This is a genomic window from Litoreibacter sp. JB4-2 (assembly GCF_055693445.1).
In genome coordinates this window covers 2,472,662-2,493,735 of the sequence record NZ_CM146334.1, presented here as the reverse complement: position 1 = coordinate 2,493,735, position 21,074 = coordinate 2,472,662, and the positions used below count along the sequence as shown (strand labels likewise).

Below are 21,074 nucleotides of genomic sequence, written 5' to 3'. Positions count from 1 at the left end.
CTTGTGTCCTCACTCTTTCAGGCCCGAAGATTTATGCAGCATCCAGTCCACCACAAAGTTCACGGCCACGGTCAGAAGCGCGATTGCGCTTGCTGCGAGCAATGGAGCCAAGGCCACATTTGGTGCGAAGGCTGCGAAGTTGATGAACTGTGCAAGGTCGCGCACCATTGTGCCCCAGTCAGCCAACGGCGGCTGGATACCGACGCCGAGGAAGGACAGTGATGCGATGGTGAGAAACACAAAGCAAAACCGTAGCCCGAATTCGGCCAGAAGTGGTGCATACGCGTTTGGAAGCATCTCGCGGAAGATAAGATAACCCAAACCTTCGCCACGCAATTTCGCGGCCTCAATGTAGTCCATTACGACGATGTTTAGGCCAACAGCGCGCGACAATCGAAATACGCGGGTCGAGATCGATGACTGCGATAATGATGATCATGTAAATCGTAACTTGCCACGAAGCCGATCCGGCCCAAGCCGTGGCAATTGTGATCAGCAACAAAGCGAAGATCAAAGCCGGAATTGCCATCAGAGCGTCAACTGCGCGCGACAGAAGCTGGTCAAGCCAGCCGCCCAGCGTCGCCGCCAGAAATCCCAGTGAACCGCCGATGAGGAAGGCTAAGCATGTGGTGACAAATGCGATGCCAACCGTGTTTTGTGCCCCAAAGATCAGGCGGGATAAGATATCGCGGCCAATTTGGTCGGTACCAAGTGGGTAATCCGGATTGCCGCCCATGGCGACGTTGCCACCAGGCACGACATTGGCGTTGCCAAGGACTTCTTCTTGTCCATAAGGCGCGATGGCCCCGGCGAAAATCGAAACGACGGCGTAAAGGATAATGATCAAAATCCCAAAAGCAGCGGTCAAAGGCATGGAGCGGAACAGCTTCTTCGAACCTTCTGTCCCAACGCTGCGACCCAAAAGCCTGAACAGGAAGGCAGCAATCGCGAAAACGATGAAGAGTTGAACCGCCCAGCGGAAGAACATCACGCCGGCTTGCGGCACGCCATCCACGTTTTGTGGTTGAACGAAAAGCCAAGCCCCAAAAACCAAAAGGACGGCCGCAAAAACATATCCGTATGCAACGCCGAAGGGCATGTCACGGAAGAACGGCGCATTGGAAGTGGCGGATCGCCCACCCATGCGGAAGACATAGGCAATGCCTGCCAGAACGATCGCTGCTAAGATGAGATAAATCAAAGTCATTTCGGGTGCCTCAGACGTGGGTTGGAGACAATCGAAAGGATGTCAGCGGTGAGGTTAAGCAAGATGTAGACAGCGGCAAAGAGCAGACAGCAGGCTTGCACAGCAGGGATGTCGCGAATTTTGACGCTATCGACGAAATACTGTCCGATGCCGGGATAGACAAAGACCACTTCGACCACGACGACCCCAGTAACAAGGAAGGCAAGGTTTAGCGCGATCACGGTAATAATTGGGGCCAGTGCGTTTGGCAGTGCGTGTTTCACGATCACCCGCATCGGGCTGAGTCCTTTCAGGCGCGCCATCTCAATATAAGGTGATGCCAGAAGGTTGATGATCGCAGCACGTGTCATCCTCATCATTTGTGCGGTCACGGCTAGCGTCAAAGTCAGCGCGGGCAACATAGTGCGATTCAAGCGTTCCGAGAATTCCATCCCTTCAAACACATTCGACAGTGATGGGAAGATCGGGTTCAACACGGCAAGGAAAAGGATCAACACATATGCGATGAAGAATTCTGGGCTGGAAATCGCAGAAAGCGTTGAGACATTCATAGCACGGTCAAAGGCGCTGTTGCGATACAGCGCAGTCAAAATGCCAAGTGTCACGGCCAAAGGCACCGCGATTGCTGCGCTCACACCGGCAAGGAAGAAGGTGTTTTTCAGCTTTGGGATGATCTGATCAACAACGGTGATTACGTCGGGACCGGTCGCTGTGGTGCCAAAGTTCCCTGCAAACAAGGCCTGGCTGAGCGGAACGCCCAAATCACCGCGTAGAACGCCACCAAGCCAAGTTATATAGCGAGACACAGCATTTTGGTTGAGGCCAAGTTGTTCCCGTATAGCGTTAACAGCCTCCGGCGTTGCGCCTTGCCCCAGGATTGCTTCCGCGAAATCACCCGGAAGCGCGTTGACCGCAACAAAGATGATGATGGAAACGACGAATAGGGTCACCAGACCCAGCAGCAAACGCTGCACAATAATTCTCAGTATTCCTGACACGTGTTCGCAAATGCCCCCGTATGTCCCTGAGCCACTAGGGTAACGGGTGAGTGGCGGCTGTAAACCCTAAGCCCCTAAACTGGAGTCATTAAATCTCAATTTTGGGGTCAAACCCCTTATTTTATCCACGCAGCATATTTGTAATACGTACCAACTCGGCAGTAATTCCTGGTTCGGACAGTGCATGCCCTGCTGCTGGCACCATGCTCAACGTGGCTTTTTCCCATCCTTGTGCGAGCGCGTAGGCGGATTGCGGTGGGCAGATCATGTCGTAGCGGCCTTGAACAATCGACGCGGGGATATGCTCAATTGCGGCTCGATTTTCAAGAATCGCATTGTCGGTCTCGAGCCATCCTTGATTAACGAAGTAATGGTTTTCCAGACGGGCAAAGGCGCGCGCATAGTCCGAGGGGCTGTCGCCTGAACTGCGAACGTGCATTGCCGCCAGCGAATTTTCCCACCCTGCCCAGCTGCGTGCAAACCGTATCTCTTGCTGCATGTCGCCGGAAAACAGACGTCGCGCATAGGCCGCGATCAGATCTTGGTGCTCATCCTCGGGGACCAGTTTGACGAATTCTGCCCAACGTTCCGGGAAAAACTGCCCGGCGCCGCCGCCATAGAACCAGTCGAGCTCTCGTTTGGTCATCAAAAAGACACCGCGCAGGATCAAGTGGGAAACCCGGTCGGGATGCGTTTCGGCGTAGATCAAGGCAAGTGTGGCGCCCCAGCTGCCGCCAAAAACGATCCAATCATCGATATCGAGCCCTTCGCGGATCGTCTCGGTATCGCGTACGAGATGCCAGGTCGTGTTGTTTTCAATCGAAGCATGTGGGCGAGACCGGCCACAGCCACGCTGATCAAACAGGATGATCCGGTAGTGTGTAGGGTCGAAATAACGCCGCATGGCAGGGCTGCAACCGCCGCCCGGTCCACCATGCAAAACGACTACAGGTTGCCCATCCGGGTTGCCGCATTGCTCCACATAAATGCGGTGCCCGTCGCCCACTGACAGCATGCGCTGGTCGAACGGCTCAAGGGCCGGGTAAAGATGCGCGGCTGCGCGGTTTTGTCCTGCGGTTCTGTCCATAACGCACTATATAACTACCAAGCGCGGCGAAACCATGCCGAAAAGAGGATACAGATGACGACAACTGTTGACGCAGGAGAGATTGCCAAATTTGAGGCGATGGCCGCCGAATGGTGGGACGTAAATGGCAAGTTTAAGCCACTTCATATGCTCAACCCATGCAGGTTGGATTACATCACCAGCCAAATTGCGGCGGAGTTCGACCGTGACCTTAAAACCCGCAACGCTTTTGCGGGTTTACGCATCCTTGATATCGGCTGCGGCGGTGGGTTGTTGTCCGAACCTATGGCGCGCCTTGGTGCCGATGTCGTGGGCGCCGATGCGGCGGAGCGCAACATCCCAGTTGCGCAGGTTCACGCCGAACAATCCGGCTTGCAGATCGACTACCGTCACACCACGGCTGAAGCTATGGCCGCAGCCGGCGAACAGTTTGATGCAATCCTGAATATGGAAGTCGTCGAACATGTCGCCGATCCGCTGGCCTACCTAACGGCTTGTCAGCAGCTTTTGAAACCGGGGGGATCATGATCTGCTCGACCATTAACCGGAACCCCAAAAGCTATCTTATGGCCATCATCGGGGCTGAGCATGTCATGCGTTGGTTGCCGAAGGGCACGCATGAATGGAGCAAATTCATTACCCCCGACGAGCTGTTCGATTTGCTGAAAAACGCCGGGTTAGACCCTGTTGACCGGACCGGCTTCGTCTTTAACCCAATCGCTTGGAGCTGGTCATTGTCTGAACGTGACCTGTCGGTGAACTACACCACCGCAAGCGTGAAACCTGCTTAGTCGGACTTGCCTAACCGCACGCGGATTTGGCGCAGGATTGGTAGTGTAGCTTTGATCTGATCGCTGCCGACGGCTTCTACGATTTCCGCGATCAGCGGCGTGATGGCTGCCAATGCAGCGTCGCGGGCTGACCTTCCGGCTGGGCTGATGACAACCTGCTTGCGGCGCGCATCGTCCCAATCGGGACTGACATGAATGTGCCCGGCCCATTCCAACTTATGCAGTGTATTTGTCATTGCGCCCCGGGTTAGGTGAAACACCTCAGCCAAACGCGCAGGGCTGCGTGGCGCGTCAACATGCGCGAGATGGTTCAACACAGAAAAATGCGAAAGCTCCATACCTTTGGGCAATGCGCGGCTTAAACGATTGCGCGCCAATTGGTCGGCCATGAACAGCTCTGAAAACAGCGCCGTGGCCAATGGGTCATTTGATGTCTTCGTGTCACTCATCGCCGCGCAGTATAGGTGGTTCGAACGCTCTGTCATGTGAAAGTGACGGGACACGGCGTCGCGCGTCTTGAACGGTGCTTAGGTCAATATCGACGCATGCAACGCCGGGGTCAGTCCCCATATCCAACAGGACTTCACCCCAGGGCGCGACAACCAGTGAATGTCCATAGGTGCTGCGCCCATTATGTTGTCCGGTCTGGGCAGGCGCGATCACAAAGCACCCGGTCTCAATCGCGCGGGCGCGCAGCAAAACATGCCAATGCGCGGCCCCGGTAACGGGCGAGAACGCAGCGGGCACGGTGATTATTTCCGCACCGGCTTGCGCCAATGCCCGGTAAAGATGGGCAAAACGGACGTCGTAGCAGATGGTCATCCCAATCTTGGCGAAGTCGGTCTGCACCAAACTGGTCGCCGTACCCGGGCGGTAGCCATCCGATTCTTTGAATGTTTCGGTCGGGCTGACCTGAACGTCGAACATGTGGATCTTGTCGTAGCGCGCAGCGACGGTGCCCTTGGGCGAAATCATCAGGCTGCGATTGGCAAATCGACCGTCTGTATCTCCGGTTTTCACCCCAAGCGAGCCGATAAGCAGCCAAAGCCCATGCTTTTTCGCGGCTTCGCGCAGAGTGGGAAGCGACAGGTCGTCTTCTTCGAGCGCCAAAACCTTGTTCTGATGTGTCCGGCTGAGCGACAGACAATTGGAGACTTCTGGCGTAAGAACAAAGTCCGCCCCATCGGCTACGGCTTGATCAATGCCGTCCAGCATAGCTTTCAAATTCTCGGAAGGCCTATCGCTGCTATTAAGCTGGATCAGGCCAACACGGGTCATTTAGGCCAACATAGGGTCTAGTTTTCCCGCTTGCTCCAACGCGTAAAGGTCATCACAGCCACCCACATGGGTCCCATCAATAAAGATTTGTGGCACGGTGCGCCCACCATTTGCGCGCTGGATCATTTTGGCTTTCTCGCCCGGGTTCAACGCAACGTTGGTTTCTTCAAATTTAACGTTCTTTGACTTCAAAAGCCGTTTGGCCGCATGGCAAAAGCCGCAAAGCGGTGAGGTGTAGATTTCAACTTTAGCCATGGGGTATCCTTTCGATCTGGCGCGATCATAGGGATTTACGCATCCTTCGCAACGCGCGCCAGTGTCAGCACATCAACGTGATCGGCCCCGGCTTGGTGGCAAGATTCGGTGCACGCCGCCAGCGTTGCGCCCGAGGTCATGACATCGTCCACCAACACCACCGATTTTCCGGCGAGAGAGGCCGCGTGCTTAGGGTTTGCGTGGATCGCATCTTGCAAGACGATGAACCTTGCTTCACGCGTGTGCCCGTCCAGTGGTTTGGTTGGCTTTGGGCGGTGCAACGCGTCAGGAACATAGTCTAGCTTGGCTTGTTTTGCGATCTCGCACGCCAAAATCGCGGCCTGATTGTAGCGCCGTTTCAGAAATCGCCGCCAATGCAGTGGGACCGGTACGACAACGCTTTCCGGCGCAATATCAGGTAATGCCGCAATCATCCACTTTGCGGCCGGTGCGGCCAAATCCGTCCGGTCGCCATATTTGAGCGCCATAACGACGCGCCGCCCTGTACCACTGTACATCAATGCTGCCGCTCCGCGTTCCCAGGGTCGCGCAATGCGGATGCAATCGTCGCAGCGCAGTTGCGCCCCATCTTCTTCGCCCGGCAAAGGGACGCCGCATTGACTGCATTTTGCGCCCCGAATGAAGCTGGCGTCTCGCCAGCAGGTTCCGCACAACGCACCGTCTTCTTCGACCAACTCGCCACATGTCAGACATTGTGATGGGTAAAGCAGCTTTAAGACGGTTTGCATTCGCTCTCCCGAGACTTAAGTACCTGACCAATTCAACTGCGAGGCAGCAATGTCCACCCCGCCCCTTCTTTTTGACCGCAAGGCCCTGCTGGCGCGTCGTTCACGTGCGCAGGCCGGAGGTGCCGCGTTGTTTTTGCATGCGGAAGCAGCGGTTGAGCTAAAGGAAAGACTGAAAGACATTAACAGGACGTTTACCAAGCTAGCGATCGTCACTGGTTTTTGTGATTTCTGGCAAGCTGAATTCCCTAGTGCGGTTGTCGTTACGGATGACGATACGCTTGATCTGCCCGTGCAAAGCTTTGATCTAGTGATTCACGCCATGTGCCTGCATCAGGCCAATGATCCGGTCGGCCAGTTGGTGCAGTGCCAACGAGCGCTGAAGCCGGATGGTTTGCTGCTGGTCACGATGTTAGGCGGGCAAACCCTGACAGAGCTGCGTGGAGCGATCAGTGAGGCTGAAGTTGCGGTCACCGGTGGGCTTTCGCCGCGCATCTCGCCCATGGTTGATATCCGCGATGCAGGCGCACTGCTGCAACGCGCAGGGTTTGCGCTGCCAGTGGCCGATGCCGATCCGCGCGCCGTCAGCTACGCGACGCCTTTGGCATTGATGCAGGATCTGCGCGCGATGGGCGAAACAAATGCCATGGCCGCCCGCGACAAACGGTTTGTCCGGCGCGCTATGTTTGACCAAATGGCGACACTTTATCCCAGGTTGGGCGATAGGGTGGTCGCGACCTTCGAGTTGCTCTATCTGACAGGCTGGGCGCCGGATCACAGCCAACAAAAACCGCTGAAACCCGGGTCCGCCAAGGCGCGCCTCGCCGACGCGCTCAAGACCGTCGAAATGGGTGAAGACGCCCGACCGCTCAAGACTGACGAAAGAGATATTTGATGAAAGACGGCGCCTTTACTGACCTCCCACATGCTGATGTCGATCACCCAAAGGTGCGGTTTGGCAAGGTTGGCATCTTGCTAGCCAATCTAGGCACGCCGGATGATTATACCTATTGGCCGATGCGCCGCTATCTCAGCGAATTTCTGTCAGACAAGCGTGTGGTCGACTATTCAGCCTGGCTTTGGCAGCCGTTGCTGCAGGGCATCATCCTGACAAAACGCCCGTTTTCTAGCGGTGCAGCCTATAAATCTATCTGGAACCATGAGGCCGGCGAAAGCCCGTTGCTGACCATTACCAAGGACCAGACAGCTGCGATCAAAGAGCAAATGCACAAGCAATTCGGCGACAAAGTTGTCGTTGATTTCTGTATGCGCTACGGCAACCCGTCAACAAAATCCAAGGTCCGTGAGCTGGTAGAGCAGGGGTGCGACCGCATCCTGTTCTTCCCCCTCTACCCGCACTACGCAGGTGCAACATCTGCGACCGCAAATGATCAATTTTTCCGCGCTTTGATGGAAGAAAAATGGCAACCCTCTGTGCGCACGGTTCCCGCATATTATGAGCATCCAAGCTATATCGACGCGCTTGCCCGCTCCGTTGAGGAGGCCTACGAAAAGCTCGAACACAAGCCCGACATCCTTGTGACCTCCTACCATGGGGTGCCTAAGCGTTATCTGATGGAAGGTGATCCCTATCATTGCCAATGCCAGAAAACGTCGCGCCTGCTGCGCGAGCGGTTGGGCTGGGACGAGGGATCAATTCGTACAACATTCCAATCCAAGTTTGGACCGGAAGAATGGCTGCAACCCTACACAGTCGAAGAGGTTGCACGCCTTGCCGAAGCGGGCCGCAAGCGGATCGCGGTCATTGCGCCGGCGTTTTCGGCTGATTGCATCGAAACGCTCGAAGAGATCAACGAGGAGATAAAGGAAAGCTTTGAGGAAGCGGGCGGTGAGGACTTCACCTATATTCCGTGCCTCAACGATCAACCGGCGCATATTGCTGCGTTGTCTGAAGTGATCACAGAAAATGTAAAAGGCTGGATCGCGTAGACCCAGCCTTTAATCTTTTATCCGGCTGTTACCGGCCGCCCTTGAAAGAGCTGCTCGCCTACGCGAATGCAAATGCGTCCGTCCGACAGAGCTTTAACAAAAATACCTTGAATCGACACACAAGACCCTATGGTCACAGTTTTTAGCATGGTGTCTTTCCCCCAAAAGAGTATCTGTCAAAATAACGCCACATTTTTGGAAGGCCAGAGGTTTTTTTGCATAGAATCAGATCAAATCACGTAACATTGCAATGAGCGGGATATCCGCAGGCGGCATCGGATAGTCACGCAGGTCTGAGACGCGAACCCACTTGAGAGTTTGGCCCTCTTTCGGCTGCGGCGTCCCGTGCCATTTTCGGCAGGCGAAAAGCGGCATCAACAGATGAAAATCTTCATAGGCGTGGCTGGCGAATGTCAGGGGTGCGAGGCAGCTTTCCCAGGTGTCGATGCCCAATTCTTCGTTTAATTCCCGTATCAAAGCAGTTTCCGGGCTTTCGCCCGCTTCCACTTTCCCGCCTGGAAATTCCCAAAGTCCTGCCATCGATTTCCCCTCGGGCCGTTGGGCCAGCAAGATGCGTCCGTCGATGTCGATCAGGGCGACGGCGGAGACCAAAATGACCTTCATGAGCGGTAGTCTGCATTGATGGAAATGTAGCCATGAGTCAGGTCGCAGGTCCAAGCGGTAAACCGCCGATTGCCCAATCCTAAGTCAACAGTGATCTGGATATGATCTCTTTTCATATAGGCGCTGGCGGCTTCCTCCGAATACCCGGGAGCGCGCCACCCTTTGTCGGCAACCAAAATATCGCCAAAGGAAATGCTCAGAAGGTCGCGATCCGCTTGCGCACCGGATTTCCCCACCGCCATAACGATGCGGCCCCAGTTTGCATCCTCGCCCGCAATTGCTGTTTTCACTAAGGGAGAGTTCGCGCAGGACATCGCCACGCGTTTCGCGTCTGATTGCGTGGCAGCGCCCGTCACTGAAATCTCAACAAATTTTGTGGCACCTTCGCCGTCGCGAACGACTTGATGCGCCAAATCCATCATGACTGAGTACAATCCGGCCTCAAACGCTTCGCTACCTGTCACATCAGCACCTTTGCCCGTCGCCACAGCCAAAAGCGTGTCGGACGTAGAGGTGTCGCTGTCCACGGTGATCGCGTTGAAGCTTGTCTCATTCAAGCGCGACACCATTGCCTGCAGATCAGCCTGCGCGATCTTCGCGTCGGTGAAAATGTAGACCAGCATCGTCGCCATGTCTGGCGCGATCATGCCTGAGCCTTTTGCAATCCCCGTGATCGTCACTGTTTCGCCGTTTATGAGAACATGGGCGCTGCTACCCTTGGCGAACGTGTCAGTTGTCATGATCGCATGGGCCGCAGCTTTAATAGCCGATGCCTCAAGACTGGTTGTTAATTGATCGAGGACATCAACAACCCTATCATGCGGCAACGGTTCCCCGATCACGCCGGTAGAACTGGTGTAGACATGTTCAAGCGGGATCGACATCTTTTGCGAAACGGCCTCAGTTATGGCTGAAACAGACTCTATTCCAGCTCGACCCGTGAACGCATTCGAATTTCCAGAATTGACCAGAATGCCAAATCCGGCCTTCGGCTCGATGACCTTTCCCAACTTGGCTTGGCAATCCAGAACTGGCGCTGACCGCGTTGAAGAGCGCGTGAACACGCCTGCTACAGAAGCACCCGCGCAGACCTCCGCAAGCATCACATCTGTACGGCCCCGATATTTGACGCCCGCCGCATAAGTCGCAAAGCGGATGCCGTCAACGGCTGGCAGGTTTGGGAACCCGCCAGCTGGCGCAAGCGGGGACAGGTCGGTGATCGTAGCCATGCAGCAGGCTCCTTGGTCAGATTATTCCGACAGGAGGTCTACATTGCGAATGATGGAAGGATCAATCTCTACAACGGTCCGCGATACATCCGCTTCCTCTACAACCCGGTCGATTGTCGCTGTCAGTGCCATGGAACGAAGTTCGTTTTCAATCGACTCGCGTACGTCGTCCAAGCTAGGTGCAGCCGTGTTGCGGCTGTCATTGCGCTTAACAACGTGCCAGCCGAATTGCGTCTCTACAGGCGGCGAGAATGTGCCATTCTCCAGAGAAAGCACTGCGTTCTCAAAAGCAGGCACCATTTGACCTTTGCCAAACCAGCCCAGATCGCCGCCGCGTGGGCCGGAAGGACCGGTGGAACGTTCTTTCGCCAATGTCGCAAAATCTGCGCCGCCTTCGAGCATTCCGACAATTTCCAGCGCCTCTTCTTCGGTCTCGACAAGAATATGCGCGGCAGAAAACTGTTCTTCAGGCACAAACTCGGCGAACCGTGCGTCATAGGCAGCTTGGACCTCGGCTTCTGGGAGGTCGGCGCTGCCTTCGCGTGCCAAGAAAGAACTCGATAGGAATGCGTTCACTTCGTTTTCCAGCGCCAGGGTTACTGCGGGCTCTGTGCTGTCTCGAACTTGATCCGCAAGTGCGGCTTGTTGGATCAACTGATCCAGTATGCCGTCAAACAGCACTTGGTCGTCGAGCTCTGCATATTGCGCTGGCAACCGTTCGGTCAGCGCGATCACATGGCCGACGGTAATGTCCTTGCCGTTCACGTTGGCCAGAACGGTGCCCGCGTCCTGCGCGGCGGCAGGCATCGCGACAGTGACGGCAAGGCCGGTGGCACGCAGAAGTGTAGTGAATTTGCCCATTAATCTTGGCTCCTGTTGGGTCGCGGGACCCCCGCGCCGTTGACACTATATCTACCGCCTCTTACATCCCCTTAGGTCTGCAGGCGGCATCGTCTTGGGCAATGAGATATGGGTCCGCCGCCAATGAGGCAAGGCGAACCGTCACACGATGATGTTAAGCGGTCCCTAATGCGCCGCAGTGAGGCTATAGAATATGCTCGGTTTGGGTTCGATTTCCAAGAAGGTGTTTGGCACGCCGAACGACCGCAAGGTCAAGGCTGTGCGCCCGCTGGTCGCCAAGATAAATGAGTTAGAGCCCGAGTTTGAAAAGCTCTCCGACGAGGAGATGAAGCAAAAGACCGAAGACTTGTCGATGCGCGCCCAACAGGGTGAGGATCTCGACAACCTTCTGCCGGAAGCCTTTGCCAATGTGCGCGAAGCGGCCAAACGCGCCTTGGGACTGCGCGCCTTTGACACGCAGCTAATGGGTGGGATTTTCCTGCATCAAGGCAATATCTCTGAAATGAAAACCGGGGAGGGCAAAACCCTCGTTGCTTGTTTCCCGGCTTATCTGAACGCGCTCGCAGGCAAAGGCGTCCATATCGTTACCGTCAACGAATACCTCGTGAAGCGTGACGCAGAATGGATGGGCAATGTCTTCACGCAGCTGGGCCTGAAAACTGGCGCGGTCTATCCGCAACAGCCCGACGACGAAAAGAAAACGGCCTATGCCGCTGACATTACCTACGCCACCAACAATGAGCTAGGTTTTGACTATTTGCGCGACAACATGCGGTCCTCGCTCGAGGAAATGTCCCAGCGTGGCCATTTCTTCGCCATCGTGGACGAGGTCGACTCGATCCTGATCGACGAAGCGCGGACACCGTTGATCATCTCCGGCCCTTCGGAAGATCGCTCGGACCTGTATATCATGATCGACAAGCTTATCCCCGAGATTCAAGACGATCACTTCAAGCTCGACGAGAAAACCCGTGCTGTAACTTTCACCGATGAGGGCAACGAGTTCGTAGAAGAATGGCTGCACCACAACGAGCTGCTGCCAGAGGGTCAAACGCTATATGATCCCGAAAGCACCACCATGGTCCACCATGTGACCGAGGCGATGAAAGCCCACAAAGCCTTCCACAAAGACAAGGACTACATGGTTCGCGATGGGCAAGTGATGCTTGTTGACGAGTTCACAGGCCGCATGATGCAAGGGCGCCGCCTGTCGGGCGGTTTGCACCAGGCGATTGAGGCGAAAGAGGGCTGCGATATCCAGCCCGAAAACGTCACACTCGCCTCTGTCACATTCCAGAACTACTTCCGTCTCTATTCGAAGTTGGCCGGAATGACAGGGACCGCGGCGACAGAAGCTGAAGAGTTTCTCGAAATCTACGGCCTCGGCGTTGTCGAAGTGCCCACCAATAAACCTATTGCTCGGATCGACGAGCATGACGCCATCTACCGCACCGCACAGGAAAAATATGCGGCCATCGTCGAAGAAATCGAAACGGCGCACAAGGTCGGCCAGCCAGTTCTGGTCGGCACAACGTCGATTGAGAAATCCGAATACCTGTCGGACCTGCTGAAAAAAGCGGGTATCACGCATAATGTCTTGAATGCGCGCCAGCACGAACAGGAAGCCCAGATCGTCGCTGACGCTGGCAAGCTGGGCGCTGTCACCATCGCGACCAACATGGCGGGACGTGGTACCGATATTAAACTCGGTGGCAATGTAGAGATGCAGATCATGGAAGCGCTTGCCGCTGATCCTGAAGGCGACGCCGACGCGATCCGCGCCAAGATAGAAGCCGATCATGCCAAGGCAGAAGAAGAAGTCAAAGCCGCTGGCGGTCTGTTCGTTTTGGCGACTGAACGCCACGAATCTCGCCGCATCGACAATCAGTTGCGTGGTCGGTCTGGTCGCCAAGGGGACCCTGGCAAATCTTCGTTCTTCTTGTCGCTGGAAGACGATCTCATGCGCATCTTTGGATCGGACCGGTTGGATAAAATGCTCAATACATTGGGCATGAAGGAAGGCGAAGCAATCGCCCACCCTTGGGTCAACAAATCGCTTGAGAAAGCGCAAGCCAAGGTCGAAGGTCGCAACTTTGATATTCGCAAACAACTGCTGAAATTCGACGACGTGATGAACGACCAGCGGAAAGTCATCTTTGGCCAGCGGATGGAAATCATGGAGGCCGAAGAGGTTGGCGAGATTGCCCAGGATATGCGCCATCAGGTGATCGACGATCTGGTCGACCAGTACATGCCGCCCAAAACCTATGCCGACCAGTGGGACACCCAAGGGCTCTATGTTGCCGTGATGGAAAAGCTGGGCATCGATGTACCCGTCATTGACTGGGCCGATGAAGAAGGCGTCGACAACGACGAGATCGCGGAGCGGCTTTACAAGGCGTCTGACGAATTCATGGCCAAGAAAGCCGTTGATTTCGGCCCTGAGAACATGCGCAACATTGAAAAACAGCTTTTGTTGCAGACAATTGATGGCAAGTGGCGTGAACATCTTCTGGCACTCGAACATCTCCGCTCGGTCGTGGGCTTCCGTGGGTATGCGCAACGCGACCCGCTAAACGAATACAAGAACGATAGCTTCCAACTGTTTGAAGGGATGCTCGACGGTTTGCGCGCCGATGTGTCCGAGAAACTGTCCCGTGTGGTGCCGTTGACCGAAGAACAGCAGCAGCAAATGATGGAGCAGTTTCTTGCGCAACAAAACGCGGCTGCCGGTCTCGCGCCTGCCGAACCCGAAGCGCCAGCCGGTGAAGCGCTACCGGGTTTCGACGAGAACGATCCGTCAACGTGGGGCAACCCTGGTCGAAATGCGCCCTGCCCCTGTGGTTCTGGCAAGAAATTCAAGCATTGCCACGGTTCTCTAAGCTAGGAAAACAAGGCGGATTGGCGCACATCACGCCGGTTTGCCACATTTTCGCCACATTTCGACGTCACTGCTGATTGTAACGTGAACCGAAACAATTCGGTCGATGAGGCAGTATTATGAGCAGTTTTCGCGCCAATGTTTTGGCGGCGACTTTCGCATTCTTACCCCTTTGCGCGCATGCAGACGGAATTCCGCTGACAATACGCGCGTCTCTACCCAACGTTGAAGGTCCCCTTCCAATCCTGCCGCCTGCGCCAAACGGGTTTCAATCTCTCGCGAAATTTGAGCTGCCTAGTGACGAAAGCACCAAGGCCCGAATCCGCGACCAAGCCAATATCAGTGCGTTTGGTTTCCCGTGTGATGAGACCCTGACAGTAACCGCGCAGCCAAGTGCTATGCTGCGTGTCGATATCTCTGCGCCATGCAAACCGGATGCGCGCGTAACCCTTACCCATGCGGGTCTCAGCTTTGACGTGACCCTTCCCTATTCGGGGGAGCTAGTGCTTGAGCTGCCAGCACTTGAGGCCAGCGGGCGCATAGAGCTGCGCTTTGGGCAAGAACAGGGCCTTTTTTCGGAAGCCTATGTTCCCGATCTTCAAGACCACACCCGCATCGCAATCGCCTGGAAAGCCGGTTCGGAGACTGAACTACATTCGAACGCGCCCAAATATCTTACTATGTCCGAATATCAGCTGGGCGACGGCGGTACGTTGCAGATCTTGTCGCATCACACCGATCCAGAACAAACGCCCGGCACCGTGCGCTTGTCACTCTCACGGGAAATTCGCGCTGAAACTTGTAGCCAAGGGTCCGAGGGAGAAGTTCTAAAGTTTTCCCCCGGCCTACCATCCGTGCGATATGCATTAAAACTGGCGGCACCTGGTTGCGCCCGCGTTGGTGAGATGTTTTTGTTGAAAAACATCCTGCAAGATCTGAGACTTGCAGCGGGATAAAAACAGGCCACCTTTTGACCAAGATCAAACGCATGCTTTGCGCAGCCCTGCTCTGCGCGGCTCCTGCCTTTGCGCAGGATGTTTCGCTGACGTCGCGCGATGGCGCAATCCAGATCGATGGGACGCTGCTTAGCTATGACGGCGAATTTTACCGTGTCGATCTCGATCTACGGGCCCCTGACGTTGGATGGGGAAGGCGTCACCTGCAATGGCCCCGGCTGCCCGGATCTGGATGCCTTCATCGCGGAGGTCACCTTCTCCGGTACGCGCCACATGGGCGATGTGTTGATCCCTGCGCTGATCCAAGCCTTCGCCGCACGGAACCAGTTTTCCGTAACGCGAGAGGTCGAGGACGATACGCACTCCACATTTCTGCTTAGCGATGACACACGCGTCCGCGCGCGTTTTGCTTTGAGGTCCAGTACAACATCTGAGGGATATGCTGATCTGATAGCGGAAGCCGCGGATATCGCGATGGTCCTGCGTGAGCCTTCGAAGGCGGAAATAGATTTGGCCAAAAACGCTGATCCGAGCCCGCTGTCACATAACAAGCGCGCCCGCGTCCTCGCGCTTGATGGTCTGGTTGCAATGACGGCGTTGGAACAGCCAATTCAGGCTCTATCATTGCAGAACTTGGCCAATGTGTTTGCGGGAGACATAAAAAACTGGTCTGAGCTCGGGGGTGGAGACGCCCCGATAGTCGCGTTGGCACCGACGTCAAACAGCGGTGTTTTCGAAGCATTTGAGGAGCGCGTCTTGCTTCCGTTCGGCGCAAATAAGCCAAACACAGCAAAGCAAACCGTCGACCCTGATAAACTTGCAGATATGGTTGCAGACGACGTATTCGCGCTGGGACTTGGAACACTAAGCAGTGTGGGCAATGCGGTTCCGATGCGTTTGTCGGGTCAATGTGGTTTCGAACAAATGGCCCGCGTCGCGACCCTGCGATCCGAAGATTACCCACTCACACTGCCGCTCATGCTTTACATACCACCACGCAGGCTTCCTTTGCTGGCGCGGGAATTTCTGGCCTTCACCAGCTCTCCTGCCGCTGACCTCGTGATCCGTCGAACGGGCTTCGTGGACCAAGCAATCACGCACACGGATTTCAACGATCTTGGTGATCGCCTTGCCAATGCCATCACGCAAATCAATTCAGAGACACCTCTGCCCGAATTGCAGCGATTGATCCAAGCGCTACGCAGTCGTGACCGTCTTTCTACAACATTCCGGTTCGAAGGCGGCGTCCGCCTCGACGTGCAATCGAGTGAAAACATTCAGCGTCTCGCCCAAGCGCTTGAAACCGGCCGGTTCGATGGAAAATCGCTGATGTTTGTGGGCTTCAGTGACAGTGAAGGTCCCGCAATTGCCAACAAAGCATTAGCCCTTGAGCGTGCGGAACTGGTCCTTTCTCGCGTGCGGGAGGCTGCCCCCATTGCCGACTTCAGCCAAATTCAACTCTCTGCCAATGGATTTGGGGAGTTGCTGCCGATGGCATGCGACGATACCGATTGGGGCAGAGCCATAAATCGTCGGGTCGAAGTTTGGCTTAAATAGGGTCTAAATGTAGCCTTCAGCACGTAGGGAGCTATGCCGCGACTTACCGATCACCAGATGGTCATGCAGCACAATCCCAAGCGTATCTCCGGCCACTTGAACCGCCTTTGTCATCTCGACATCTTCGGGTGAAGGCGTCGGGTCGCCTGACGGGTGATTATGCAACAAAATCAATGCCGCGGCATTAAGCTCCAACCCGCGTTTGATGATCTCTCGTGGATAAACGGGCACATGGTCGATCGTGCCCGTGCCCTGCGCCTCATCCGCAATCAACACGTTCTTGCGGTCAAGGTACAGGACACGGAACTGCTCGATATCCAAATGCGCCATACGGGTCTGGCAATAGTCTAGTAGGGCGTCCCAGCTCGATAGGACTTCGCGCTTCATGATCTTGGCGCGCGCCATCTTATGTGCGGCGGCTTCTACGATCTTCAATTCTTGGACAACAGCACTTCCGGCGCCCTGAACTTCCGACAGACGTGCCGGGGCTGCCGAAATCACACGGTTGAAATCGCCAAACCGGAAAAGCAGGCGCCGGGCAAGCGACCGAACTTCGCGACGCGGAATCGCGCGGTACAAGATCAATTCTAGCACTTCTTGATCATCAACCGCTTCAGGTCCGACGTTCATGAAACGTTCACGAAGCCTTCCTCGATGACCATCCAAACGAGCCTCGGGCGCATCGATATGCGGTAGGCGAATGGGTTCAAAACCTGGCAGCGTGGCTGCCTCAAACTGGTAACTCTGATCTGTCATGGGAACAGAATAGGAACGATTCTATTTAAAACCGTCTTAAGCCGTGTAAGTTGGGTGGAACTTATTGCTCGGCGACAGCGTAAAAATCTCGACGCCAGTGGCGGTGACGCCAACTGAATGCTCAAACTGCGCTGATAGCGACTTATCGCGGGTCACGGCGGTCCAGTCATCAGCTAAGACTTTGGTCTCAGGCCGTCCCAAGTTGACCATCGGTTCAATGGTGAAGAACATACCTTCTTCCAACACCGCGCCGGTGCCGCTGCGCCCGTAGTGAAGCACGTTGGGTGGGGCATGAAAAACGCGACCTAGGCCGTGGCCACAGAAATCACGAACCACAGACATGCGATGCGCCTCTACATAGGCTTGGATTGCATGGCCAATGTCGCCAAACGTGTTACCGGGTTTGACCGCCTCAATACCCTTGAACAGCGCATCATGCGTGACTTGGATCAAGCGTTCCGCTTTACGGCTCAGCTTGCCAGCGACAAACATTCGCGACGTGTCGCCAAACCATCCGTCAACAATCACAGTGACGTCGATGTTCAGAATGTCGCCCTCTTTCAGCGTCTTGGGTCCTGGGATCCCATGACACACGACATGGTTCACCGAGATACAGGACGCGTGTTCATAACCCTTATAACCAATCGTGGCGGAGGTTGCGCCGGCCTTGACGACTTCGGCCTCGATGAACGCATCCAGTGCCTCGGTCGTGGTGCCAGGAACGACTAAATCTGCAACGTCGTCCAAAATACGCGCCGCCAATGCGCCAGCCTTTTTCATGCCAGCGAAATCCGCGTCCTGATAGATGCGGATGCCCTCTTTGGTGATGCGGCCCTGATGCGTGTCGTCCACTGTGCAAATGCCCCGAGTCATGGTGTTATCGCCCATATAGGAGAGAATGCTGGCAGCTTCCACCCCGGCGCGCTACATCTCGCGCGAGCTTGAAGGAACGCACCCATGACCAACCCCACCGCAGCCATGCTTGTGATCGGCGATGAAATCTTGTCAGGGCGCACCCGCGACGCAAATATGCACCATCTTGCGGGTCAATTGACGGATGCGGGCATCACGTTGCAAGAGGTACGCGTCGTCGCAGATGAGCATGATCGCATCATCGACGCCGTCCAAGCGCTGAGCGCAGCCTATACCTATGTTTTCACATCGGGTGGCATAGGGCCTACGCATGACGACATCACCGCTGATGCAATCGGTGCGGCGTTCGGCGCGAATGTAGATGTTCGCGAAGACGCGCGGGCGCTTTTGGCAGCACATTACGCCAAAACAGGGTCTGAATTAAACGAGGCGCGGCTGCGCATGGCCCGTATCCCGGACGGCGCCACATTGATCGACAACCCGGTCTCAACTGCGCCGGGTTTCAAGCTGAGCAATGTGCATGTGATGGCTGGCGTGCCGGCGATCTTCAACGCCATGGTTCAAAGTGTACTGCCGACATTGACAGGTGGCGCGCCACTACTTTCGAAGACTTTGCGCGTCGAACGCGGCGAGGGCGACCTCGCGGGACCATTGGGGACCATCGCCGCAGCGATGCCGGAGCTGTCCTTTGGATCATATCCCTTTCAGCGTGACGGAATACACGGATCAAATATCGTGGTGCGCGGCACCGATCGGGCGGCGTTACAGGATGCTTTGTCGAAATTGTCGGAGGCGCTGGGCCTCTAATGGATCGCCCAAGACTCATGCGCGCGTTGGAAGTGACCTGGCCCCCGGAAGCTTTGATCAGTGACGGGCCATGGGTATTGCGCCAAAGCGCAGGCGGGGGAAACGTGTCACAGCCGCAAACGCGACTGGTCCTTTTTCATTGTCAGATATCGCTCATGCAGAGGCGCGGATGACGGCAATGGGCCAGACACCACTTTTCACCTTACCGTATGATGACAAATTAGACCCTATTCTAGCCCAAATTGGCTATGAACTCGTTGACGAGACCCTGCTTTACCAAGCCCCAATCGGCCCAATTGCGCAGCAAGATTTACCTTTGGTCACAGCATTTCCGATTTGGCCGCCATTGCAAATCATGCGCGACATTTGGGCTGATGGCGGTATTGGTCAAGATCGGTTGGCCATCATGGAACGCGCCAAATGCGAAAAGACCGCTATACTAGGTCGCATTGATGGCCGCGCAGCGGGATCAGTCTATGTGGGCCTTTGTGCTGGTTGCGCGATGATCCATGCACTCGAAATTCTGAAGCCCCATAGGCGGAAAGGCCTTGCCCAATCGCTTGTGGTCGCTGCTGCGCAATGGGGACAGGCACATGGTGCTGACACACTTGCGCTGCTTGTCACCAAGAAAAACATACCTGCAAATGCGCTTTATCAGGTGCTGGGCATGTCAGCGCAGCCCGGCTATCATTACCGCGTTAAACCTTCATAAAGGCACGCCCAGATGAGCCAAGTCACCGCACTCGACCTGCCGATGATCGACCCGCTACCGGAGCGCGTCGAGAAGTACTTTGATATTTGTCAGGAAAAGCTCGGCCTTGTTCCAAATGTGCTGCAGGCCTACGCCTTCGACGAGGAAAAGCTCAATGCATTCTCCGGACTATACAATGATGTCATGTTGGCGGATTCGGGTCTAACAAAGCTAGAACGCGAGATGATCGCGGTCGCCGTCTCTGCTGTTAACCGCTGCTTTTACTGCCTTACGGCCCATGGTGCTGCCGTGCGGCAATTGTCGGGTGATCCCCATTTGGGTGAGGCTTTGGTTATGAATTACCGCGTCGCTGACCTGTCCGCCCGGCAACGCGCCATGCTCGATTTTGCGGTCCTGATGACAGAAGCCAGCCACACAATCGAAGAACAGCATCGTGAGGAATTGCGCAAGGTTGGCTTCACAGACCGTGATATTTGGGACATCGCGTCTACCGCTGGATTTTACAACATGACCAATCGCATGGCGTCGGCGGTCGATATGCGCCCCAACGCGGACTATCACGCCGCATCTCGGTGAGATTCTTTCTGCCATATGCTTGGGCGCTAGGTCTGGCGCATCCCGCCCTTGCGCTAGAGCTCAGTTTTTCCGGTCCGGCGGAACAGACATTTGCCCAGACGCAGGATTTCGCCAGCTACAAACTACCGATTGGCCCCTACAAGGGCGGGCTGATCCCAACGTTGGTCGCTGAAGGCCCGCAGCAAAGCGTGTCTTGGAAGGTGCAATCTGCATCCGGTACGACGCTCGGCATTGCCGACAATCTGCGTCAACAGATCGAGTCTATAGGGTTCGAACTGCTTTATGAGTGTGAAACGCGCGCCTGTGGTGGATTTGATTTTCGTTTCGGTACACCGGTCCTGCCCGAGCCGGATATGCATGTCGATTTGGGCGACTTTCGCTACCTCGCTGCGCAACGTCTGGGCGGGGCTGTGCCCGAATACCTCAGCCTCTTGATCAGCCGTAGTGACACAATTGGCTACGTGCAGATGATCCAAGTTGGTGGCGGCGATGCGCCAGTGGCGATTGCTGCGCCAAATCTGCCTTCTGGACCGATTTCGCCCCTGATCGACCGTTTGGAAAAACAAGGTTCCGCCGTTCTACAGGACGTGCAATTTGGAACCGGCTCTTCGGAATTGGTTGAGGAGAGGTACGACACACTCGACACTCTGGCTGCGTATCTTATCGCGAACTCAGATCGGAGTATTGCTTTGGTGGGGCACACCGACGCAGACGGCTCCCTCGAAGGTAACATTGCGCTTTCGCGTCGACGGGCGCAGGCAGCACGGACCTGGCTGTTGTCGCTTGGGGTGGATGCGGGCCGGGTTGAGGCTGAAGGCGTTGGCTACCTCGCGCCCGCAGCAAGCAACCTTACGGAAGAGGGCCGCACAAAAAACAGACGGGTCGAGGCAATACTCACCTCGACCCGTTAAGTTGTGCCGCCAACCACGG

Annotated in this window: 20 protein-coding genes and 2 pseudogenes; 10 read left to right on the top strand and 12 right to left on the bottom strand. The window is 55.6% G+C overall.

Going from position 1 to position 21,074, the window contains the following annotated elements:
- Positions 1-9: 9 nt before the first annotated feature.
- The 3 genes and pseudogenes from ACZ1G7_RS12395 to pip all read right to left on the bottom strand — a co-directional run bounded on the left by ACZ1G7_RS12395 (position 10) and on the right by pip (position 3,292).
- Positions 10-1,207: pseudogene (locus tag ACZ1G7_RS12395) on the bottom strand (ABC transporter permease).
- Positions 1,204-2,205, bottom strand: coding sequence for an ABC transporter permease (locus ACZ1G7_RS12390; RefSeq protein WP_472659701.1), 1,002 nt, complete (start codon positions 2,203-2,205; stop codon positions 1,204-1,206). Before ACZ1G7_RS12390 ends, ACZ1G7_RS12395 begins: the two are co-directional and overlap by 4 nt.
- Before the next feature lie 121 nt (positions 2,206-2,326).
- Positions 2,327-3,292, bottom strand: coding sequence for a prolyl aminopeptidase (gene pip / locus ACZ1G7_RS12385; RefSeq protein ID WP_472659700.1), 966 nt, complete (start codon positions 3,290-3,292; stop codon positions 2,327-2,329).
- Positions 3,293-3,346: 54 nt separating this feature from the next.
- Here pip and ubiG point away from each other — a divergent pair.
- Positions 3,347-4,083: pseudogene (ubiG, locus tag ACZ1G7_RS12380) on the top strand (bifunctional 2-polyprenyl-6-hydroxyphenol methylase/3-demethylubiquinol 3-O-methyltransferase UbiG).
- Here the strand turns inward: ubiG and ACZ1G7_RS12375 are convergent.
- Genes ACZ1G7_RS12375 through ACZ1G7_RS12360 form a run of 4 tightly spaced genes read right to left on the bottom strand, consistent with a single transcriptional unit; the run spans position 4,080 to position 6,365 of the window.
- Positions 4,080-4,532, bottom strand: coding sequence for a MarR family winged helix-turn-helix transcriptional regulator (locus ACZ1G7_RS12375; RefSeq protein ID WP_472659699.1), 453 nt, complete (start codon positions 4,530-4,532; stop codon positions 4,080-4,082). The pseudogene ubiG and the gene ACZ1G7_RS12375 sit on opposite strands and share 4 nt — an antisense overlap.
- The gene (locus tag ACZ1G7_RS12370; protein ID WP_472659698.1) at positions 4,525-5,361 is read right to left on the bottom strand and encodes a carbon-nitrogen hydrolase family protein; all 837 of its coding nucleotides are present in this window, start codon (positions 5,359-5,361) and stop codon (positions 4,525-4,527) included. Before ACZ1G7_RS12370 ends, ACZ1G7_RS12375 begins: the two co-directional genes overlap by 8 nt.
- Positions 5,362-5,616 (bottom strand): glutaredoxin 3, encoded by a 255-nt coding sequence (gene grxC, locus ACZ1G7_RS12365; protein WP_472659697.1) that lies wholly within the window; start codon positions 5,614-5,616, stop codon positions 5,362-5,364.
- 35 nt (positions 5,617-5,651) lie between these two features.
- Entirely contained in the window at positions 5,652-6,365 is a 714-nt protein-coding gene (locus tag ACZ1G7_RS12360) for a ComF family protein (protein WP_472659696.1), read from the bottom strand.
- 49 nt (positions 6,366-6,414) lie between these two features.
- Between ACZ1G7_RS12360 and ACZ1G7_RS12355 the strand changes: the two genes are divergently transcribed.
- Together ACZ1G7_RS12355 and hemH are read left to right on the top strand one after the other, a co-directional pair.
- Complete coding sequence (locus ACZ1G7_RS12355; protein WP_472659695.1) at positions 6,415-7,257, top strand: methyltransferase domain-containing protein; 843 nt, start codon at positions 6,415-6,417, stop codon at positions 7,255-7,257.
- Positions 7,257-8,312 carry a ferrochelatase gene (gene hemH / locus ACZ1G7_RS12350; protein WP_472659694.1) on the top strand — a complete coding sequence of 352 codons (1,056 nt, stop codon included), beginning with the start codon at positions 7,257-7,259 and terminating at the stop codon, positions 8,310-8,312. The genes ACZ1G7_RS12355 and hemH overlap by 1 nt, the downstream gene beginning before the upstream one ends.
- Positions 8,313-8,537: 225 nt before the next feature.
- On the opposite strand, the gene mutT is transcribed toward hemH, so the two are convergent.
- From mutT to ACZ1G7_RS12335, 3 genes are read right to left on the bottom strand one after another with little or no spacing between them, the layout of a single operon-like run.
- Positions 8,538-8,936 carry an 8-oxo-dGTP diphosphatase MutT gene (gene mutT, locus ACZ1G7_RS12345; protein WP_472659693.1) on the bottom strand — a complete coding sequence of 133 codons (399 nt, stop codon included), beginning with the start codon at positions 8,934-8,936 and terminating at the stop codon, positions 8,538-8,540.
- Positions 8,933-10,165 (bottom strand): bifunctional glutamate N-acetyltransferase/amino-acid acetyltransferase ArgJ, encoded by a 1,233-nt coding sequence (argJ, locus tag ACZ1G7_RS12340; RefSeq protein ID WP_472659692.1) that lies wholly within the window; start codon positions 10,163-10,165, stop codon positions 8,933-8,935. The genes mutT and argJ overlap by 4 nt, the downstream gene beginning before the upstream one ends.
- Before the next feature lie 21 nt (positions 10,166-10,186).
- Positions 10,187-11,026, bottom strand: a complete 840-nt coding sequence (locus ACZ1G7_RS12335) for a peptidylprolyl isomerase (RefSeq protein WP_472659691.1) — start codon at positions 11,024-11,026, stop codon at positions 10,187-10,189.
- Between the two features lie 193 nt (positions 11,027-11,219).
- Between ACZ1G7_RS12335 and secA the strand changes: the two genes are divergently transcribed.
- The 3 genes from secA to ACZ1G7_RS12320 all read left to right on the top strand — a co-directional run bounded on the left by secA (position 11,220) and on the right by ACZ1G7_RS12320 (position 16,420).
- Complete coding sequence (gene secA, locus ACZ1G7_RS12330) at positions 11,220-13,913, top strand: preprotein translocase subunit SecA (protein ID WP_472659690.1); 2,694 nt, start codon at positions 11,220-11,222, stop codon at positions 13,911-13,913.
- A gap of 113 nt (positions 13,914-14,026) precedes the next feature.
- On the top strand, positions 14,027-14,863 hold the full coding sequence (locus ACZ1G7_RS12325; protein WP_472659689.1) for a hypothetical protein: 837 nt from the start codon (positions 14,027-14,029) through the stop codon (positions 14,861-14,863).
- A gap of 135 nt (positions 14,864-14,998) precedes the next feature.
- Positions 14,999-16,420, top strand: a complete 1,422-nt coding sequence (locus ACZ1G7_RS12320; protein WP_472659688.1) for a phosphate ABC transporter substrate-binding/OmpA family protein — start codon at positions 14,999-15,001, stop codon at positions 16,418-16,420.
- A 3-nt stretch (positions 16,421-16,423) separates the two neighbouring features.
- On the opposite strand, the gene radC is transcribed toward ACZ1G7_RS12320, so the two are convergent.
- A complete protein-coding gene (gene radC / locus ACZ1G7_RS12315; RefSeq protein ID WP_472659687.1) occupies positions 16,424-17,176 on the bottom strand; it encodes a RadC family protein in 753 nt (250 codons plus the stop codon).
- A gap of 36 nt (positions 17,177-17,212) precedes the next feature.
- Positions 17,213-18,049: a type I methionyl aminopeptidase gene (gene map, locus ACZ1G7_RS12310; protein ID WP_472659686.1), complete on the bottom strand. Its 837-nt coding sequence runs from the start codon at positions 18,047-18,049 to the stop codon at positions 17,213-17,215.
- Positions 18,050-18,133: 84 nt separating this feature from the next.
- Between map and ACZ1G7_RS12305 the strand changes: the two genes are divergently transcribed.
- From ACZ1G7_RS12305 to ACZ1G7_RS12290, 4 genes are all read left to right on the top strand, one after another.
- The gene (locus ACZ1G7_RS12305) at positions 18,134-18,856 is read left to right on the top strand and encodes a competence/damage-inducible protein A (protein ID WP_472659685.1); all 723 of its coding nucleotides are present in this window, start codon (positions 18,134-18,136) and stop codon (positions 18,854-18,856) included.
- Positions 18,857-19,034: 178 nt separating this feature from the next.
- Positions 19,035-19,568 carry a GNAT family N-acetyltransferase gene (locus ACZ1G7_RS12300; RefSeq protein ID WP_472659684.1) on the top strand — a complete coding sequence of 178 codons (534 nt, stop codon included), beginning with the start codon at positions 19,035-19,037 and terminating at the stop codon, positions 19,566-19,568.
- 12 nt (positions 19,569-19,580) lie between these two features.
- Positions 19,581-20,144: a peroxidase-related enzyme gene (locus tag ACZ1G7_RS12295; protein WP_472659683.1), complete on the top strand. Its 564-nt coding sequence runs from the start codon at positions 19,581-19,583 to the stop codon at positions 20,142-20,144.
- Positions 20,141-21,055, top strand: a complete 915-nt coding sequence (locus tag ACZ1G7_RS12290) for an OmpA family protein (RefSeq protein WP_472659682.1) — start codon at positions 20,141-20,143, stop codon at positions 21,053-21,055. The genes ACZ1G7_RS12295 and ACZ1G7_RS12290 overlap by 4 nt, the downstream gene beginning before the upstream one ends.
- The last annotated feature ends 19 nt before the right edge of the window (positions 21,056-21,074 follow it).